The organism is Sphingobium sp. SYK-6 (assembly GCF_000283515.1).
GTDB classification, from domain to species: domain Bacteria; phylum Pseudomonadota; class Alphaproteobacteria; order Sphingomonadales; family Sphingomonadaceae; genus Sphingobium; species Sphingobium lignivorans.
This window is the reverse complement of sequence record NC_015976.1, coordinates 3883612-3901795: the sequence shown is the minus strand read 5'-3', so window position 1 is coordinate 3901795 and position 18184 is coordinate 3883612. Positions and strand designations below refer to the sequence as shown.

Below are 18184 nucleotides of genomic sequence, written 5' to 3'. Positions count from 1 at the left end.
ACCCCTTCCGCCGTGGCAGGCCGGCAGCCCTGTTTAACGGGCGACAGGTATAGGCAATGACACGGCTCTTTCGCGTTGCGGGCGTTCCATCATCCGGACGGGGCCGCACAGGCTTGCCGGGACAGGCTCTCGCGCCCATCTCATGGGCGCTGCCGCAAAGTTCATGGAAGCGAAAGATGACACGGACGTATCGTCATCTTCGTCAACTTCCGACGCCCGGCCCGTGCCGATCCGCCCTGGACACCAATGCCAAAGGGCGGAGGCATTTCTGCCCCCGCCCCTTGCTGTTTCAATCCCGATCGGGCGTGACTTACATCTGCACGTGAACGCTGAACATGGCCGCGCGCGGTGCACCGATCTGCACGAACGGCGGGCTGCTGCCCGGCGACAGGTTGCCACCGAAGCCACCGACATAGAATTTGTCGAAGACGTTGGTGACGTTGAGCTGCGCGAAGACGTTCGGCGCACCCAGCGATGCCAGCGAGTAGCGGACGTCGAGATCGAACAGGGTGTAGCCCGGTGCCACGGCGCCATAGACTTCCGTGCCGCTGATCACGATCGGCTCGTTGGTATCGTAGATGTACCGCTTGCCGGTGCGCTTGCCCTGGACGCCGAGATCGAAGTCGCCGACGTGCAGCTCGGCGCGCGCGCCCAGCTGGAACACCGGAGCACCCGATTCACGCTTGCCGGCGGTGGGGAGATAGAAGACCTGCCCCGCCGCGGTGCAGCCACGGAAACCGCTGCTCGCCTGGCTGGCGCTGCAGACGCCGCCGACCACGTCGTCCTTGATGTCCGACTTCAGGTACGAGCCGAAGGCATAGAGGGTGAGCATCTGGAACGGCGAATAGGCAATGCTGCCGTCGATGCCCCATTTGTCCACCGTGCCGAGGTTCCGGTAAACGGTCTCGTTCAGCTCCGGATCATAGGCCGAGGCCAGACGGTTGTTGTAGCGCGTGAACCAGCCGGTCAGCTGAGCCTGGATCTTCGAGGTCGTGTAGCGGGCGCCCACATCGAAGCTGTCCGTCGTCTCCGGCGCCGGCAGCGATCCCTCGGTACCTTCAGCGAAGAAGAAGCTGTTGTAGAGCGGGTCCGTGCCCGGAACCTGCAGACCCTTCGCATAGTTGAAGAAGATCGAGGCTGCCGGCGTGATGCGATAGCTCAGGCCGACGTTCGGCAGCACCTTGTCATATTTCAGCGTGCGGTTCTGCGGACGCGAATAGTTCGGATTCGCCGCGGCATAAGCCGCCTGCTGGCCCTCGGCGACGCAGTCCACGAAGCCGGAAGCGGACGTGGTGAAGCAGTTCTGGGTCAGGTCGCGCTTGAAGAAAGGCGCGCGCACGCCCAGCCGTACCGTCAGCGCTTCGTCCAGGAACTCGCCGCGATACTCACCCGAAACCTGGTTGAGGATCGCATAGGACAGGCGGTCGCGCTTCTGGATGGCATTGCCGTTCGCGTCCCGGATCGGATCGTTCACCGGGAAGACGTCGAAGGGCGCACCACCGGGCTGAAGGTAACCCAGCTCGCCGGTCTGGCGATGGCGGCCGCGGTCATAGGTGTAGGCGATGCGGACGGTGTGGAACTCGTTGATGTCGTAACGCAGCGACGAGATCACGCCGAAGCGGTGCGTCTGAGTCTGGCTGGGGTTGAGCGTCGTCACCCGGTCCAGGCGGTCGCCGTCACCATTGAGGTCGATGCCTGCATAATAGCTGCCGCCGATGAACCCGTAATAGGTGTTGCCACCGATCACGCGGCCGCTTTCGAAGGTGCCGCCGGAAGCGAGGCCGGTGGAGCTGCTGATGCTGGTGGTCACGCCACCGCCGTTGGCCTTCACATACTGATAGCTCGGATCGACCGTCAGCACGAGGCCATCGGACAGGGTGAAGCGCGAGCTACCGCGGATGTTGCCCGTGTTGGAGGGATTGAAGCGATAGTCGAACACCGCGCCGCACGCGTTGACGGCGTCGGCGACGCCCGGCCGTGCCTCGGCGAGCTGACAGGGTTCGAGCGTGTAGAAGCGCTCATCGCGGTTCGTGGGGTAGCGGTTGTTGCCATTGGGGCCAACGACGCGGCCCGCGTCCGTGCGCAGCGGCAGCGAACCGAAGAAGTTGTTGCGGTTTTCGTTGTAGTGGCCGGCAATGGAGATGAAGTCGCCGTTGCTGCCGATCGGCTGATAGATGCGGCCGTTATATTGCTGCTTGTCGATCTTGCCGTAGTTGTTGAAGACGTTGTCGTTGCCCGTGCGGCTGGCGGCGAAGAAAGCGCGCGTGCCGAAGGGCGTGAACACGCCCGTGTCGATCGCGCCGAACATGCGGTAGAAATCATACTCGCCGATCGCACCGACGACGGTGACGTTGAATTCCTCATAGGGCAGGCGCGTGCGATAGTTGACCGTGCCGCCGGACGCGGCCGCCGTGGGGCTGTCGACGTCCGTGCTGCCGAGGTTGACGTTCACTTCGCCGATCAGCTCCATGTCGAGCAGCTGGTTGGAATAGATGGCGTAGTTGCCGGTGTCGTTCAGCGGGATGCCGTCCCAGGTGAGCGAGACGCGGTCGGGGCCGAAGCCGCGGATGTTCAGCGTGCCGCCGGCCGAACCATAGGGATCGTTGTTCTGGAAGCTGACGCCCGGAAGCAGGTTGATCGTGTTGAGGATCGTGTTGGTGCCCTGGCGGCTGATCAGCTCGTCAGTGATGACGCCGGTCGCCTTGGTGGTGTCCGGGATCCGGATGCCACCCACGTCGCTCGAGCGCGAGCCGGTGACGATGATGGCGTCTTCGAAGTCGATCGCGCCGGTCGACTGAGCATGCGCTCCCGTCGCCAGTGCCCCGCTGGCGACAGTCGCCGCGAGGATAATGCGGAATTTGGTCATCGGTGGTCCCCTTGGATTCGATGCAGGTCTGTTCATTCGACTGTGGCAGATATGTGCCACGGCCTTCTCGGCGCCCGAAGGAACCGATGCGTCCTCTCACTTGCTGGCGGCCCCGTGGAGCCCGCATGTTGCTGATTTATGACGATGGCGGCCCTATATCGGCGGCCCGTGCCGGCTCGCTATCGCGAAATAAAGGCGGGATCGCGGGATATGCCTGAAAAACACCCAAATTCAGGGCTCAGAGGCGCACAAAAGCGCGTATTTTCAAGTCGATGTATTGCGGTGCGGCATGGATGCAACGCTCCCTCAGAAAATCGATCGTGCGATTCGGGTCGGGGCGATGAAGAGCCATGGGCCGGGCCCGATCAGTGACCTCTGCGCCTCAATGGCGAGAATCACCGGACGGCGGTCCCATCCTTCACAACCTGGCCGCCCTTGATGACCACGCTCACATGCTCGAGCAGGCGAACATCCAAGAGAGGGTCGCCATCCACCGCGATCAGGTCGGCATGGCGTCCCGCCGCAATCTGCCCCACCTCTTCTTCCTTGCCGAGCGCCTGCGCGGCCGTGATGGTGGCGGCCTGGATCGCCTGGAGCGGTGTCATCCCATAGGCCACCATGTAGCGGAACTGGCCGCCCGCCGTACCATGCGGCATCACGCCCGCGTCGGAGCCGAAGATCATGCGCACGCCTGCCTGTTGCGCTTTGCGGAAATTGTCGCGCTGGATCTGGGCGATCTCCCGATCCTTGCGGAGATTCTCCTCCAGAACGCCGTTTTCCCGGCCGCTGGCTTGGGTGTAGTCGGTGTTGAAGATATCCATCGAGAACCAGACGGGCCGCTCCCGCTTCAGTGCCAACCTGATGCCTTCATCGTCGAGCAGGCTGACATGTTCGATAGTGTCGATGCCCGCGCGGATCGCGGCCTTGATGCCGGCTGCTCCGTGGGCATGGGCGGCAACGCGCAGGCCCCACAGATGCGCTTCTTCCACGATGGCGCGCAGTTCCTGTTCGCTGAGCTGCTGCTGGCCGGGCTCGGTGTTGCGGGAGAATACGCCGCCCGTTGCGCACACCTTGATGACCTGGGCGCCATATTTGCGCTGCTCGCGCACGCGCTGGCGCAACTGCTGCTCGCCATCGCCGACGCCAGGGCTCTTTGCCTCGAAAGACGGCGGCAGGAAGGTCGAATCGCAATGTCCGCCGGTCGCGCCAAGGGCATGGGCGGCCGGCACGATGCGCGGCCCCTCGGCATAGCCTTCGTCTATCGCCTGCATGAGGCCGACATCATTGTAGTTCTCGGAGCCAAGGTTGCGCACGGTGGTGAAGCCGGCATGCAGCATGTCTCGCGCATTCCGCACGGCGACCATGGCCCAGAAGCTGTCCGTATATTGCAGGCCGCGATAACCGCCGATCTCCGCCAGGCCATCGAGATGGACGTGCATGTCGATGAGGCCGGGCAGGATGGTGCGGTCCCCAAGGTCGATATGCTTCACATCGCCGCCCCAGCGTATGAGCCGTGCATCTGCGACGGAGGTGATCCTGCCGTCCGTGACGAAGATGGCAGGATGCTCCACGACCTTGCCGGCCGCGACATCGATCATGCGGACAGCAGTGAAGACCTGGGTCTCCGCATGGGCCGGCGCACATAAGGCTGCAGCCATGCCCGCGATGAGCCACACCAGCCTGCGTAAAGGTCCTTGTTCTGTCATGCTTGTCCCCCGGAATCCCTGTCGCTGGCAGATTGGCCGCGCAGAGCGCCATGATGCAAGGGGCATCATGAGGGCCGTCAGGCCTGTCCTTCCCTGCGTGGTAGCCAGATCGACATGACGAGGAGCCAGGCGCCGGCTTCGAGCCATCCGGCGATCACGTCCGTCGGCCAGTGCACGCCGAGCCAGACCCGGCTCGCGCCGGTGAGAAGGATCATCGCGGCGCAGGCGATCCATATGAGGCGACCGGGAAAGAGTAGCGCCACGGCGCCATAGAGCGCCATCGTCCCCGCGGCATGACCGCTCGGGAAGCTGTGTCCCGTCACCTCTACGACCCGGGGAATGAGGTCTGGACGCTCTTCGGCAAAGATCGTCTTCAATGCCGGATTGAGCAGGATGACCGTCATCAGCGCCGCAAGCAGCCAGCCCACTTCGCGTGGTCGTCCGGCATAAGCGAGGAACAGGCCAAGGACGAGCATGGTTGCGATCAGCGCGCCCGTGTCGCCGGCTCGGTGCAGCACGCTGGCCACGGATGTGACCCCGGCGGCCTGCGCAGGATAATGAATCTGCACCGCATCGACGATGGTCATGGCAAGCTCGTCGGCCGGCGCGGGCAGGCCGGCCGCGCGGGCGAAGCCCAGCAGAAGCAGCAACACCAGCAGCATGGCGGCCAGCGCCAGGCGGCGGCGCGGGCTCATCTGCGCACCTTGTTCGCCGGCCCGCGCGCTGCTGCTGCCTTCCCTTGCCGGGCGCCGCTCACCGGCCATTGCCGGAAGCCGCAGGTCAAATATGCAGCGCCCGCCCGAATGCGGCGAGGACCGCTTCATGCATGGTTTCGCTGATCGTGGGATGCGGGAAGACGGTCTGGATGAAGTCGGCCTCGACCAGCTCGGCGGTCTTGCCGATCGTATAGCCCTGGATCATCTCGGTGACTTCCGCGCCGACCATGTGCGCGCCGAGCAGTTCGCCCGTCTTGGCGTCGAACACGGTCTTCACGAAGCCTTCCGCCTCGCCCAGTGCAATGGCCTTGCCGTTGCCGATGAAGGGGAAAGTGCCTGCCTTCACCGTATAGCCGGCTTCCTTCGCCTTGGCTTCGGTCAGTCCCACGCTGGCGACCTGCGGCTGGCAGTAGGTGCAGCCGGGGATGTTGCGCGGGTCCATCTCGTGCGGATGAACATCCTTGTTGCCGAGCGCCTGCGCGATCGCCTCGGCGGCGGTGACGCCCTCGTGGCTGGCCTTGTGCGCAAGCCATGGCGGCGCGGTGACGTCGCCGATCGCCCACAGGCCGGCGACGTTGGTACGGCAGAGCCCATCGGTCTTGATGTGTCCCCGCTCCATGGTGACGCCGAGCGCTTCCAGCCCGATATTCTCGGTGTTCGGGACGATGCCGATGGCGACGATGCAGTGGCTGAACTCACTGGTCTCCGTCTTTCCGTCCTTGCCCTTGATGGCGGCGGTCACGCCCTTGTCCGAAGCCTTGAGGGAGTCCAGTGCGGCGCCGGTCACGATCTTCATGCCGCGCTTCACGAGCTGCTTCTCGAGGAAGGCCGACACGTCGGCATCCTCCACCGGCACGATGCGGTCCATCATTTCGACGACCGTCACCTCGGCACCCATGTCATTGTAGAAGCTCGCGAACTCGATGCCGATGGCGCCCGACCCGATGACCAGCAGCTTGCCCGGCATTTCCGGCGGGGTCATGGCGGTGCGGTAGGTCCAGATGCGCTTGCCGTCCGCCGGAGCAAAGGGCAGGTCGCGCGCGCGTGCGCCCGTCGCCACGATGATGTGCTTCGCGGAGAGCTCGGTCTTCTTGCCGTCCTTGTCCGTCACCGTCAGCGTGTTCGCGGCCGTCAGCACGCCGGTGCCCATGTGCACGGCGACCTTGTTCTTCTTCATCAGATGCGTGACGCCGGCATTGAGCTGCTTCGCCACGCCGCGCGAGCGCTTCACCACGGCTTCGATGTCGGCGCTGATCTTTTCCGCCGCGAGGCCATAGTCCTTCGCATGGCTCATATAATGGAAGATCTCCGCCGAGCGCAGCAGCGCCTTGGTTGGGATGCATCCCCAGTTGAGGCAGATGCCGCCCAGCAGCTCGCGCTCGACGATCGCGGTCTTGAGCCCGAGCTGCGCCGCGCGGATCGCTGCGACATAGCCGCCGGGGCCGGAACCGAGGACGATGAGATCGTAGGATTCGGACACGTCATGTTCTCCAGAACTGCGCGCCGCGACCAGCAGCGCGGCGAGTGAATATGAGACGGCTCATGCGGCGGCCACCATCGGCGGCACCTTGCGGGGATGGCGTTGCTCGTCGATGGCGACAAAGACGAAACGGGCCTGCGTCACTTTGTCCATGGCCTCGCCGTGGCGGTCCCGCCGCCAGGCTTCGACGTCGATGGTCATGGAGGTGTTGCCGACCTTCACCAGCGTCGCGAAGACGGACACCTCGTCACCCACGAACACCGGGCGGTGGAACTGCATGCCTTCCACGGCGATGGTGACGGCTCGCCCCGCGCTGTGCCGCGCGGCGACCAGTCCGGCCGCCATGTCCATCTGGCTCATCAGCCAGCCGCCGAAGATGTCGCCATAGGGATTGGCATCCGCCGGCATGGTGGTGACGCGGATGGTCGGGGCGGCGGTGGGAGCGGCGTCGGGCATCAGAGTGCCTTGTCCGCCCTTCTCCCCTCCCGGGAGAGGGAGAGGCTCAGCTTTGCGGTCCGGGGCATTTACGCCACCAGACCCAGCGGCGCCTCCACCAGTTCCTTGAAGACCTTCATCAGCTCCGCGCCGTCCGCGCCGTCAATGGCGCGATGGTCGAAGCTGCCGGTGGCCGACATCACCGTGGCGATACCGAGCGCGTCGTCGATCACATAGGGGCGCTTCTCCCCCGCGCCGATGGCCATGATCATCGCCTGCGGCGGATTGATGACGGCCTCGAACTGCTTGATGCCCATCATGCCCATGTTGGAGAGGCTGGCGGTGCCGCCCTGATATTCCTCGGGGCGGAGCTTGCCTTCCTTGGCGCGGCTGGCGAGGTCCTTCATCTCCGTCGAGATCGCGCTCACGGCCTTGGCGCCGGCATCGACGATGATCGGCGTGATGAGGCCAGTGGGGATCGAGACGGCGACGCTGATGTCCGCGCGGCTGAACTTGAGGAGCTGGTCGCCCGCGAACTGCACGTTGCACTTCGGGCAGGCAAGCAGCGCCTTGGCCAGCGCCTTGATGAGCAGATCGTTGACGGAGAGTTTGACGCCGCTCTTCTCCAGCGCCTTGTTGAGCTCCCCGCGCAGCTTGAGCAGCGCATCGAGGCGCACGTCCACGGTGAGGTAGATGTGCGGGATGGTCTGCTTCGACTCGGTGAGGCGCCGCGCGATCGTCTTGCGGATGTTGGAGAGCTTCTCGACCTCGTGCGGAATGCCGAAGTCCTGAGCCGCCACCGGGGCAGGCGCAGGTGCAGGTGCCGGTGCGGCGGCCGCCGGCGCTTCTGCGGGGCGCGGCGCGGCCGCGGCGCCGGGCTTCACGCCTTCGAGGTCGGCCTTGACGATTCGCCCGTTGGGGCCGGTCCCCGCGACTGCGGCGAGATCGATGCCGGATTGCTCGGCGATGCGGCGGGCCAGCGGGCTTGCCTTGATGCGCTCACCCTGCGCGACGGGCGCGGCCGCTGGCGCGCTGGTGGCGGCTCTGGCCACTTCCGGTTCGGGCTTCGGCGCGCTCGCCGGCTCCGCCTTGGCGGGCGTCGTATCGGCCTTGGCGGGCGCTGCGGCGGCACCGGCATCCGCCGGCACTGCCTCGCCTTCTTCCACCAGCACCGCGATCACGGTGCCGACCTTCACATTGTCCGTGCCTTCCGGAATGAGGATCTTGCCGACCACGCCTTCGTCCACGGCTTCGAATTCCATCGTCGCCTTGTCCGTCTCGATTTCCGCGAGAAGATCGCCGGAGCTGACGGTGTCGCCTTCCTTCACCAGCCATTTGGCCAGCGTGCCTTCTTCCATGGTGGGCGAGAGGGCGGGCATCTGGATGTTGATCGCCATGAGGGCCAGGCTTTCCTGTTACTTGCGGTTGGACAATCAACGGCCACCTTCACGCTTTGCCTTGCCGGGTCAAGGCCATCGCTTGCATCGGGCGCGAATTTCGCCCACCAAGCGTGAGAGAAAACCGGAGAGCCGCCCGATGATGCGCACTTATCTCGTCGTCGTGGACGAAAGCACCGAGGCCGAATCCGCTCTGCTTTTCGCGGCGCGCCGTGCGGCCAAGACCGGCGGCGGCGTTCACATGCTCGCGCTCGTGCCCAAGACGGAGTTCGTCCAGTGGGGCGCCGTGCAGGCGACCATGGAGGAGGAAGCCCGCGCCCGCGCGGAAGCGCTGGCCATGAGCGCGGCGGGCACACTGATGGCGGAAGCGGGCATCCAGCCGGCCATCACCGTGAAGATCGGCGATCCGGTCGGCTCGGTCCGGGAAATGCTGGCATCCGGCGAGCCGGTGGCGGCCCTGGTGCTCGGCGCGGCACCCAAGGGCGCACCCGGCCCTCTGGTCACGCATTTCGCGGGCCATGACGCCGGCACGCTGCCCTGCCCGGTGATGATCATCCCCGGCTCGCTGAGCCACGAGGACATCGAGCGCCTGAGCTGAGGGAGTCAACGAGGTGACTCGGGCATCTGATGGGGAGCTGCCCGAGGCTCCGTGGCCGAGGTGGCGTTCAGAGTGACCGTCGGGTCTTCGGGAGTCCGAGACGGTTGAATTGGGGTGGGGCCGCCTCACGGCTTGAGAGCGTCGCCATGTCGCTCCAACACTGCACAGCGGTCTGGAAGTTTACAAAGATGACGGCACGTCCCCGTCATCTTCCGCTTCCCTGAACTTTGCCGGAGATCCGATGAGGCAGGCGCGAGAACCCGCTCCGACAAGCCTGCGCAGCCCGACCGGACGATGGAAGCCCTGCGATGAGAAAGAGCCCTGCCTTGCTTCCTCCTGTCGGCAGGAGGAGGTGTCCGGCTGGTCTGCCATCGTGGCGGGTGTGTAGGACAGGGGGAAAGTAAGCTTATGGCTTGAGACGACGAGCCCCTCCGGCGCCTCTGGGCGTCCCCTTGCCTCTCTTGCAAGAAAAAAGGGCGCCCCGCAGGCGCCCTTTCCCATTTCGTCGATCGGGCCGGGCCGGGGTCAGCCCGGCTGGTTGGCGCGCTCGGCGCCGTTGCCGTCGAGATTCTCGGCCACGAAGGCCCAGTTCACATGCTTCTTGAGGATCGTGTCGGCGAAGTTGGGACGCGCGTTGCGATAGTCGATATAATAGGCATGTTCCCACACATCGAGGATGAACAGCGGCGTGGCGCCATGCGCGACGGGGCAGTCGGCATCATGATAGCTGGTCACTTCCAGCTTGCCGTCGGTGAGGTTGAGCGCTGCCCAGCCGCTGGCGAAATGGCCCACTGCCTCTGCCTTCAGCTTCTCGATCAGCGCGTCCGTCGAGCCGAAGCCTTCCTGGATCAGCTCGGCGAGCTTGCCGGTCGGCTCCTGCGTCTCGGGCGAGAGGCACTGCCAGAAGAAGCTGTGGTTCCAGATCTGGCCGACCTGGTTGAACAGGCCGCCCTTGGCGGTGCGGATCAGCTCGACCAGCGACTTGCCCTGCAGCGCCGGGTCGGCGGCGACCAGCTCGTTCGCTTTCGTCACATAGGCATTGTGATGCTTGCCGTGATGATAGTCGAACGTCTCGGCCGACATGTCTTCGCCGAAAGCCGTTTTCGCATAGGGAAGGTCGGGAAGGGTGAATGCCATGATTGAAGCTCCTGAAGCAGTGGTTTCTGTTCTGGGTGGCGAAACGCATGGATCATGCGAATCGTTCGGGTGGGCCCGCCAGCATTGGCGCGGACGGGCGCGACTTGCCAACAGACTATAGCGATGAGGCGCGAAGATAAAATCGATATGACATGAAGCTGGCGCGCGCATCGCACCACCCGGCCGGCATCCGGGGCGCGTGCTACAGCAGCGCGTGCTTCTTGAGGCAGTGGCGAAGCTGGTCGTAGGATAGACCCAGTGCCTTGGCCGTGGCGCGCTGGTTGAAGCGGTGTCGTTCCAGCGCGCGGCGAAGGATCGTGGCTTCATGCACATCGACCGCGGCGCGGAAATCGGTGATGTCATCCAGCGCGATCGACAACTGGTCCTCGCGCGCATCGCCATTGGAGGCCGGTGCGGGCGCCACGGCGGTGCGGGCGCTATCATCCGGCCGGGGAAGGCTGGAGGGCATGGGCGCCGGTTGCCAGGGTGAGGCAAAGGGATCGAGCTGAATGGCGTCGATCGGATGGACGGGGTCCTGCCAGCGGTAGACGGCGCGCTCCACCACATTGCGCAGTTCGCGCACATTGCCCGGCCAGCTATAAGCGACCAGCTCCGCCATCGCGCGCGCGGAAAAGCCCGGCCAGCCGGGCCAGCGCATCTCGGTTGCCATGCGCCGGCCGAAATGCTCGGCCAGCACCTCGGCATCGCCCTCGCGTCCGCGCAGCGGGGGCAAGGTGATGACCTCGAAGGAAAGGCGGTCGAGCAGGTCGGCGCGAAAGCGGCCGGCCTCCACAGCCGCAGGCAGATGCTCATTGGTCGCCGCGACGATGCGCACGTCGACATTGAGGGGACGGGAGCTGCCGATGCGCGTCACTTCCCCATATTCCACCGCGCGCAGCAGGCGCTCCTGCGCGGCCATGGACAAGGTGCCTAGCTCGTCAAGGAACAGCGTGCCGCCGTCCGCTTCCTCGAACCGGCCGGCACGGGCGCGGGTGGCGCCGGTGAAGGCGCCGGCCTCATGGCCGAACAGTTCGGCCTCGATCAGCGTCTCGGGCAGCGCGGCGCAATTCATGGTGATGAGGGGGCCGTCCCAGCGGGGGGACAGGCGGTGAATGCGCTCGGCGATCAGTTCCTTGCCGGTGCCGCGCTCGCCGATGACCAGCACGGGGCGGATGAGTTCGGCTGCACGGCCAGCCTGTTCGACCGCGTCCAGAAAGGCCAGCGACTGGCCGACGAAATGCGTCGTTTTTTCCACGAGCCAACGATTAGTGATAATTCCTACATCTTGGCAAGATGAAACTCGCGCCGCTGAACGGCAGGTGAATGAAAATGGCGGATTTCAGCCATTTCCGGAAATTGGCACGGCCTGTGCAATGATATGGGCAATCCGCCAGAAGGCGGGCTTTGAAGGCCAAATACAGGATCAGGAAGACAGACAATGACCCGCTTCGTGAACAACTACAGCAACAGCGTTTTCGCCACCCTCCTCACCATCGTCTTCAGCGCCACCATGGTGCTCGGCGCGGTGGGCCCTGCTTACACCGGTCCGCAGGCGGACCAGCAGATTGCGGCGGCAAATCATGATAATGGTTCCGGCAAGTCGGCATAATCCCTTGCTTGACGGCTTGCTTGATAGCCGGGGCGGATGCCCCTCACCCGCCCCGGCACCCTGAATTTTCGAATTGGAGTAATGAACAGATGGGTATCTTCTCTCGCACCCGCGACATCATTGCCGCCAACGTCACCGATCTGCTGGATCGGGCGGAGGACCCGGCGAAGATGATCCGCATGATCATCCTCGAGATGGAGGAAACCCTGGTCGAGGTGCGAGCGTCTGCCGCCCGCACGATTGCGGACCAGAAGGAAATGCGCCGCCACATCGCGAAGCTCGAGTCGCTCCAGGACAGCTGGAAGGAAAAGGCCGAGCTGGCGCTTTCCAAGGACCGCGAGGATCTCGCCAAGGCCGCGCTGGTCGAGCGCCAGAAGGCCGCCGACATGGCCGCGCAGCTCAAGGGCCAGATCGCCGTGCTCGACGATGCGCTCGCCGCCTCGGAGGAAGACATCGCCAAGCTGCAGGGCAAGCTGCGCGAAGCGCGCGCCCGCCAGAACAGCCTGGTGACCCGCATGGAAAGCGCACAGACCCGCCTGCGAGCCCGCGAGATGTACAATGGCGAGCGCGTGCAGGACGCCTTCTCGCGCTTCGAGATGCTCGAGCGCCGGGTGGACATGGCGGAAGGCCATGCCGACGCGATGGGACTGGGCAACCAGCCCAAGACGCTGGAGCAGGAAATCGCGGATCTGCAGTCGAGCGACAAGGTCGAGGCCGAGCTGGCGGCGCTGAAGGCCGCGCAGCACAACAAGGAAGGCTAAGCCATGGAAGACGTGCTTCTGCCGATCATCATCTGCGGCATGCTCTTCATCGGCATGCCCTGGCTGATCTTCCACTATGTGACCAAGTGGAAGCAGGCCCCGAAGATCACGGACGAGGATGAGCGCTTGCTCGACGAGATGCACATCCTTGCCCGCCGGCTCGAGGAGCGGCTCCAGACCGTGGAACGCATCATCGCCGCCGACAACCCCGATTTCCGCCCCGCCCGCCCGGTGGAGGCAGATGATTATCACTTCGAGAGGAGGAACTGAGATGTCCGCTCGTCGCACCAAATTCTACCTCGACAAGCAGAATGCCAAGTGGATGGGCGTCTGCGCCGGGATCGCCGACTATACCGGGATCGACGTGCTCTGGGTTCGCATCGGCGCCGTGCTGATCACCCTGATGGGCGCTTTCCCCTGGACGCTCATTGCCTATTTCCTGGCCGCGTGGATGGCGGACCCGAAACCCTCGGGCCTCTACCACGACCGGGATGACGAGAAGTTCTGGCAAGGGGTGCGGACCAATCCCGCCCGCTCGACCCGGGACGTGCGCAGCAAGTTCCGCGACATCGACCGGCGCCTCTCCGACATCGAGGCCTTCTACACGAGCCGCAACACGCGCCTCGCGGACGAGATCGACAGCCTGCGCTGAGCGCGGGTTGCCGGAAAGGGAGGAGACCATGGATCCAGTACCGATCTTCGTCCTGGGTCTCGCGGTTGGGAGCGTCGGCATCCTTCTGGGCCAGGCCCATGGGCGACGCAGGATGAACAGGGGATCGGCAAGGGGCCGGTCCCACGGGGAAAGAGCGGGCTCGCGCTAAGCGCGGCCGCTGGACGGGAGAAATAAGATGAGCTGGGGTGGACCGGCATTCGTGATCGCGATCATCGCCTTGTCATACGGGGCCTGGATCGCGACGACCTGGATCAGAAGCCGGCATGGCTATCCCATCGAGAATGAATGGGGCGGCATGGTCAGCAAGAGCGATCTCATGGCCGAGCGCAAGATCGAGCTTCTGACGAACGAGAATGCGAAGCTCACGGACAAGATCGGCCGGCTCGAGGAGCGGATCGCGGTTCTGGAGCGCATCGCGACCGACGCGCCCGCGCGCTTGTCCGCCGAGATCGAGCGGCTGAAATAAGGGAGACGACACAATGGAACCGAGCGAAGCACTGGCCCCTTATCTGCCCTTCATTGCCATGGGTGGCCTTGGCATCGGCGCCCTCGCCGTGGCGGGATGGATCTTCACCACCTGGCTGCGCATCCGCAACGGCTATCCGCTGGAAAACAGCTGGGGCAAGGCGATCTATCCGCAGAAGAACGAGGAAATGGTCGAGCGCATCAAGCTGCTCAGCCAGGAGAATGCGCAACTTCGCGCCGAGCTGGGCGCGGTGAAGGATCGCCTCGCCAATGTCGAGCGCATCGTGACCGACGGCGCGCTGCATCTCAACCACGAGATCGAGAGCCTCCGCGGCTCGAGCAACTGAGGAGCCTGTCATGGACAAGACGTCACTGGTTCTCGGCTTTTTCCTGATCGTGGTAGGCATCCCGGTGATCGCGGACGTGCTGAACAAGATCCACAAGCGCAACACCGCCCTGCGCGAGCGCGAGTTGGAGATCATGGGTTCGCAGACCGCGGAGAAAGCCGCTCAATATGCGGCCCGGACGGAGCGCCTGGAGCAGCGGGTGCGCGTGCTCGAGCGGATCGTCACCGACAAGGGCCTGGACCTGGCCGCCGAGATCGACGGGCTGCGCGAAGAGCCTGTGCCCGCCCGCCCGATCGAGCACTGACAATATTTCCCGGAGGAGGGTGAAATATGAATCCGTTTGAAATGGTCGTCGCCATCGTCGCGATCACCGCCATCGCAAGCGTCATCCGCGCGAAATACGGCGTCGTGCGCCGCGGCAAGGGCGAGGACATCGTCCGACGTGACCATCGGGCCGATGCGGAGGCCGAGCGGCTGCGCGAGGAAGTCAAGCAGCTCAAGGAGCGGGTGGCAGTGCTGGAGCGTCTCGCGACCGACAGCTCGACCGCCCTTGATCGCGAATTCGAGAAACTGAAGCAGATCGACAGAATGTGAGGCCGTGAGGCCCCGTTCAGGGAAGGAGGCAGGAACATGACCGACCTCAGCATCATTCAATATGGCGCCATGGCGCTGATCGTCACCGGCTGGATCGGCATCCTCGCTTATGCCGGGCTCAAGGGCTGGAACGGCTGGCTGGCTTTCAAGCGAGCCGAACTGGAAATGGCCCTCGGGCAGCGCGGCGCAGGCATGGATGCCATGGGCAGCGCGACAGCGGCGACGCGCATCGACGTCGCCGATCTCAAGGAACGCATCCGCAAGCTGGAAGCCATCGCGGCCGGCATCGATCTTTGAGAAGGGAAGGCCAGTACGGGCCTGTCATCAGGTCCGCGATTCCCTCCAGTGGAGCGCAGCGGATGGCGCTTCGGGCGAACCGGCAAAGAAAGCAGACCTGACGGTCCGCTCCCTCTGCCCGTAGCGCGGACCATGGTGCGTTACATGCCGCGCGCGCCTGTCAGGATGCTTCGCACAGAGCCTTGAGCTGGGCGGCGACGGCGCCCCAGCCGGCCTCGAAGCCCATATCGCTATGCTGGTCGCGAGCTTCCTGGTTCCAGTGCCGGGCCGAGCCGGTGTAGCGTGTGCCTTCCCCGTCCGGCTCGATTTCCCAGACGCCGACCATGAAGGGACCGGCGGGCTGCCAGCCAGCGGTAAACGCGTCTGTCGAGATGAAGCGCTTGCCGGGCACGACCTCAAGGAAGACGCCGTCCTGGGGTATTTCCTCGCCGTCGGGGCCGCGCATGATCATGGCGCAGCGACCGCCCGGCCGCCAGTCCTGCTCGACGATCTCGATCGTCCAGGGGGCAGGGCACCACCATTCCTCCTGCCGCTGCGTGAGTATTTGCCAGACCCGTTCGGGCGGGGCGGCGATATAAGTGGAGACGCTGAGCGTAAGATCCGGCTGGTCGGTCATTGGTTTCTCTTCCTGGCAAGTGATGGCTCTACGGCGTCGGGTGCCTGCGGGTTCACCGGATCCGCAGGCGCCTTCAATCCCGCTCGGGTGCGCCCAGCGGGAAATAATGGCGATAGGGCCGCGCTCCCTCGATGCAGCGCGCCACGGACGGTCGTGCGTTGAGCCGCGCGCGATAGGCGCGCAGTTCGGGAAAGGAGTCCGGAATCGGGCGCGCCCAATCGGCATAGAAAAGCGCGGGCGCGGCGGCGCAGTCGGCCATCGAAAAACCATGGCTGCATGCCCATTCCCGGCCGGCAAGCCGCACGTCCAGCCAGGCGTAGATCGTGTCGAGCGCTTCGGCCCCGCGCGCTGCCCGGGCGGGGTCGGGCGTGATGCCGGGCAGCGCCTCGTTCACGATGGCCTGCATCGGCGTCATCACATGATTGTCGAACAGGCGGTCCATGAAGCGCACGTCGAGCGCATCGATGGCGTTGGCAGGGATCAGCGGCGCGCGCTCATAGTGCCGCAGGTCGAGATACTCGATGATGGTGGTCGCTTCGATCACCGGCGCGCCGTCGTCCACCAGGACGGGAAATTTGCCGAGCGGCCAGTGGCGTTTCAGCGCTGCCATGACGCCGGGATTCTCCACCATCTCCAGCTCATAATGCAGATCCTTCTCGTGGAAGGCGATCATCGCTTTCCAGCAATAGGACGAGAAGGGGTGAGCGTAGAGCTGGTACGTCATGCCGCCTCCCCGGCAAAGGCCGCCTCAAGGGCGGCGATATCGAGCTTGCGCATGGTCATGAGTGCATTCCCCATACGCGCGTTCTGCTCGGCGGTGCCCTGTATCTGCATCTCCAGCAGCCTGCGTGGCACGACCTGCCAGGAGACGCCGAAGCGGTCCTTGCACCAGCCGCACATGCTTTCCGCCCCGCCATCGGCGATGAGCGCGTCCCAGAGGCGGTCCAGCTCGGCCTGATCCTCCACCGGAATGACGAAGGAGACCGCTTCCGTCTGCGGGAATTGCGGACCTCCGTTCAGCGCGGCGAAGGGGCGCCCTTTCAAAGTGAAGGTCACCAGCATGGCCGTGCCAGCCTTGAAGTGCGGCGGGAAGGGCGAATCCGCAGCGTAGCGCGAAATCGAGTCGATCCGCGAATCCTCGAAGATCGAGACGTAGAATGTGGCGGCTTCCTCGGCGGTGCCGTCCATCCAGATGCAGGGCGTGATCGGCTGCGTCATATGTCCGCCTCCTCAAGACTGCCGAAGAGAGCGAAGCGCGCGCCCTGCGGATCGGTGCCCGTGATGATGTGTCCGCCTCCCGGGACCTCGTGCGGGCCATTGGTGACGGTGCCGCCATGCGCAGTGATTGCATCCATCGCCCGGGTGATCGACGGGACGGCGAAATAGAACAGCCAGTGCGCGGGGCCGTCGCCGGGCATGGTGGCGCCGAGGCGCAGGTCCCCGGCCCACAGGAACCTGTAATCGCCCAGTTCGCCCATCGGCATGCTGTCCGGGCTCGTCCAGCCGAGCAGGCCTTCATAGAAGGCGTGGGCGCCGGGCTGGTCGGGCGTGGTCAGCTCGTTCCAGGCGCAATGGCCGGGCGCGTCGGCCCGGAACGCATCGCTGCGTTCGTCCGGGAAGCCGCGCATGACGTAGAATGTCGCGCCCTGCGGATCGCCGGCCATGGCAAAACGGCCGACCTCCGGGATATCGCGCGGCGGCACGAAGACATGGCCGCCGGTCGCCGCGATGCGCGCCGCCGTTTCGTCGACATCGTCGACGGCGATATAGCCGACCCACATGGACCGTGCGCCACCCGCGATCATGTCGGCATCGAGCGGCATCATGCCGGCAACGGTGCCATCCGGCGCTGAGACCATGCGGTAGTCCATGCCGGGCATGTCGCTGCTCTCGCTGATCGTCCAGCCGACCACGGCGCCATAGAAGGCGCGCGCGGCCGTGATGTCCGTCGTCATGAGCTCATACCAGATGAACTCGCCCTGCCGGTTGCTCACGCGCCGGCCCCCGCCGGCGCCTCGGCCGATGCATCGAGGATCGTGGAGAAGCCGCCATAGATCATGCGGGCACCGGCCATGGGATTGTCGTCCGGCCCTTTCATCCGCTCGTCTTTCATGAGCTTTTCCCAGCCCGTGTCGCGCGTCGCCTTGTCCGGCCATTCGATCCACGAGAAGACGATATCCTCGCCCTCTTCCGCGATGACGGCAGTGCGGAAATCATTGGTCTTGCCGACCATCAGGTCATCGTTCCACGTCTCGACGACCCGGAGCGCGCCATATTCGAGGAACAGCGGCGCGGCCATGCGCGCCATCTCCTCATAGTCTGCCTTGCGGCCGGGCTTCACGGGGCAGAGAAATCCATCGACATAGGTCATGCGGGCATTCCTTCCTCATCAGGCATGGAGGGGCGAGGCGTGCGGCGCGGCGCGGTCAGGCGGGTCAACGGTGCTGGATCGGGAAAACGCCGGGCATCCACGCACGGCAGGCCCAA

23 protein-coding genes are annotated in these 18184 nt (G+C 65.0%); 10 read left to right on the top strand and 13 right to left on the bottom strand.

The genetic code is table 11. The features are described 5' to 3' along the window. Positions 1–310: 310 nt before the first annotated feature. The 6 genes from SLG_RS17950 to SLG_RS17925 all read right to left on the bottom strand — a co-directional run bounded on the left by SLG_RS17950 (position 311) and on the right by SLG_RS17925 (position 8600). Positions 311–2866, bottom strand: coding sequence for a TonB-dependent receptor (locus SLG_RS17950; RefSeq protein ID WP_041392196.1), 2556 nt, complete (start codon positions 2864–2866; stop codon positions 311–313). A gap of 395 nt (positions 2867–3261) precedes the next feature. Further along, a complete protein-coding gene (locus tag SLG_RS17945) occupies positions 3262–4572 on the bottom strand; it encodes a Xaa-Pro dipeptidase (protein ID WP_014077941.1) in 1311 nt (436 codons plus the stop codon). 77 nt (positions 4573–4649) lie between these two features. Beyond that, positions 4650–5267, bottom strand: coding sequence for a phosphatase PAP2 family protein (locus tag SLG_RS17940; protein ID WP_014077940.1), 618 nt, complete (start codon positions 5265–5267; stop codon positions 4650–4652). Between the two features lie 85 nt (positions 5268–5352). Next, positions 5353–6768, bottom strand: a complete 1416-nt coding sequence (lpdA, locus tag SLG_RS17935) for a dihydrolipoyl dehydrogenase (protein ID WP_014077939.1) — start codon at positions 6766–6768, stop codon at positions 5353–5355. Positions 6769–6828: 60 nt separating this feature from the next. Beyond that, positions 6829–7224: an acyl-CoA thioesterase gene (locus tag SLG_RS17930; protein ID WP_014077938.1), complete on the bottom strand. Its 396-nt coding sequence runs from the start codon at positions 7222–7224 to the stop codon at positions 6829–6831. Positions 7225–7292: 68 nt separating this feature from the next. Continuing rightward, positions 7293–8600, bottom strand: coding sequence for a pyruvate dehydrogenase complex dihydrolipoamide acetyltransferase (locus SLG_RS17925; protein ID WP_014077937.1), 1308 nt, complete (start codon positions 8598–8600; stop codon positions 7293–7295). 142 nt (positions 8601–8742) lie between these two features. Here SLG_RS17925 and SLG_RS17920 point away from each other — a divergent pair, with 142 nt between their 5' ends. Next, positions 8743–9198 carry a universal stress protein gene (locus SLG_RS17920; protein ID WP_041393676.1) on the top strand — a complete coding sequence of 152 codons (456 nt, stop codon included), beginning with the start codon at positions 8743–8745 and terminating at the stop codon, positions 9196–9198. 525 nt (positions 9199–9723) lie between these two features. Here SLG_RS17920 and SLG_RS17915 read toward each other — a convergent pair. Together SLG_RS17915 and pspF are read right to left on the bottom strand one after the other, a co-directional pair. Then, the gene (locus SLG_RS17915; protein WP_014077935.1) at positions 9724–10335 is read right to left on the bottom strand and encodes a superoxide dismutase; all 612 of its coding nucleotides are present in this window, start codon (positions 10333–10335) and stop codon (positions 9724–9726) included. A 202-nt stretch (positions 10336–10537) separates the two neighbouring features. Beyond that, positions 10538–11590, bottom strand: coding sequence for a phage shock protein operon transcriptional activator (pspF, locus tag SLG_RS17910; protein WP_014077934.1), 1053 nt, complete (start codon positions 11588–11590; stop codon positions 10538–10540). 183 nt (positions 11591–11773) lie between these two features. On the opposite strand from pspF, the gene SLG_RS21835 reads away from it, so the two are divergent. The 9 genes from SLG_RS21835 to SLG_RS17870 all read left to right on the top strand — a co-directional run bounded on the left by SLG_RS21835 (position 11774) and on the right by SLG_RS17870 (position 15081). Then, a complete protein-coding gene (locus tag SLG_RS21835; protein WP_014077932.1) occupies positions 11774–11944 on the top strand; it encodes a hypothetical protein in 171 nt (56 codons plus the stop codon). Between the two features lie 89 nt (positions 11945–12033). Beyond that, complete coding sequence (gene pspA, locus SLG_RS17905) at positions 12034–12705, top strand: phage shock protein PspA (protein ID WP_014077931.1); 672 nt, start codon at positions 12034–12036, stop codon at positions 12703–12705. Positions 12706–12708: 3 nt separating this feature from the next. After that, entirely contained in the window at positions 12709–12975 is a 267-nt protein-coding gene (pspB, locus tag SLG_RS17900) for an envelope stress response membrane protein PspB (protein ID WP_014077930.1), read from the top strand. 1 nt (position 12976) lies between these two features. Next, on the top strand, positions 12977–13357 hold the full coding sequence (pspC, locus tag SLG_RS17895) for an envelope stress response membrane protein PspC (RefSeq protein ID WP_014077929.1): 381 nt from the start codon (positions 12977–12979) through the stop codon (positions 13355–13357). Positions 13358–13553: 196 nt separating this feature from the next. Beyond that, the gene (locus SLG_RS17890; protein ID WP_014077928.1) at positions 13554–13844 is read left to right on the top strand and encodes a hypothetical protein; all 291 of its coding nucleotides are present in this window, start codon (positions 13554–13556) and stop codon (positions 13842–13844) included. Positions 13845–13857: 13 nt separating this feature from the next. Beyond that, positions 13858–14190 (top strand): hypothetical protein, encoded by a 333-nt coding sequence (locus tag SLG_RS17885; RefSeq protein ID WP_014077927.1) that lies wholly within the window; start codon positions 13858–13860, stop codon positions 14188–14190. Between the two features lie 10 nt (positions 14191–14200). Then, a complete protein-coding gene (locus SLG_RS17880; protein ID WP_014077926.1) occupies positions 14201–14494 on the top strand; it encodes a hypothetical protein in 294 nt (97 codons plus the stop codon). Between the two features lie 26 nt (positions 14495–14520). Further along, on the top strand, positions 14521–14784 hold the full coding sequence (locus tag SLG_RS17875; protein WP_014077925.1) for a hypothetical protein: 264 nt from the start codon (positions 14521–14523) through the stop codon (positions 14782–14784). 36 nt (positions 14785–14820) lie between these two features. Then, positions 14821–15081, top strand: coding sequence for a hypothetical protein (locus tag SLG_RS17870; protein WP_014077924.1), 261 nt, complete (start codon positions 14821–14823; stop codon positions 15079–15081). 160 nt (positions 15082–15241) lie between these two features. Here SLG_RS17870 and SLG_RS17865 read toward each other — a convergent pair whose 3' ends face one another. From SLG_RS17865 to SLG_RS17845, 5 genes are all read right to left on the bottom strand, one after another. Next, entirely contained in the window at positions 15242–15697 is a 456-nt protein-coding gene (locus SLG_RS17865) for an SRPBCC family protein (protein WP_014077923.1), read from the bottom strand. Between the two features lie 73 nt (positions 15698–15770). Continuing rightward, on the bottom strand, positions 15771–16421 hold the full coding sequence (locus tag SLG_RS17860; protein WP_014077922.1) for a glutathione S-transferase family protein: 651 nt from the start codon (positions 16419–16421) through the stop codon (positions 15771–15773). Next, complete coding sequence (locus tag SLG_RS17855) at positions 16418–16915, bottom strand: VOC family protein (RefSeq protein WP_014077921.1); 498 nt, start codon at positions 16913–16915, stop codon at positions 16418–16420. Before SLG_RS17855 ends, SLG_RS17860 begins: the two co-directional genes overlap by 4 nt. Further along, positions 16912–17691, bottom strand: a complete 780-nt coding sequence (locus tag SLG_RS17850; RefSeq protein WP_014077920.1) for a VOC family protein — start codon at positions 17689–17691, stop codon at positions 16912–16914. The genes SLG_RS17855 and SLG_RS17850 overlap by 4 nt, the downstream gene beginning before the upstream one ends. Next, positions 17688–18068 carry a DUF1428 domain-containing protein gene (locus tag SLG_RS17845; protein WP_014077919.1) on the bottom strand — a complete coding sequence of 127 codons (381 nt, stop codon included), beginning with the start codon at positions 18066–18068 and terminating at the stop codon, positions 17688–17690. The genes SLG_RS17850 and SLG_RS17845 overlap by 4 nt, the downstream gene beginning before the upstream one ends. Between the last annotated feature and the right edge of the window lie 116 nt (positions 18069–18184).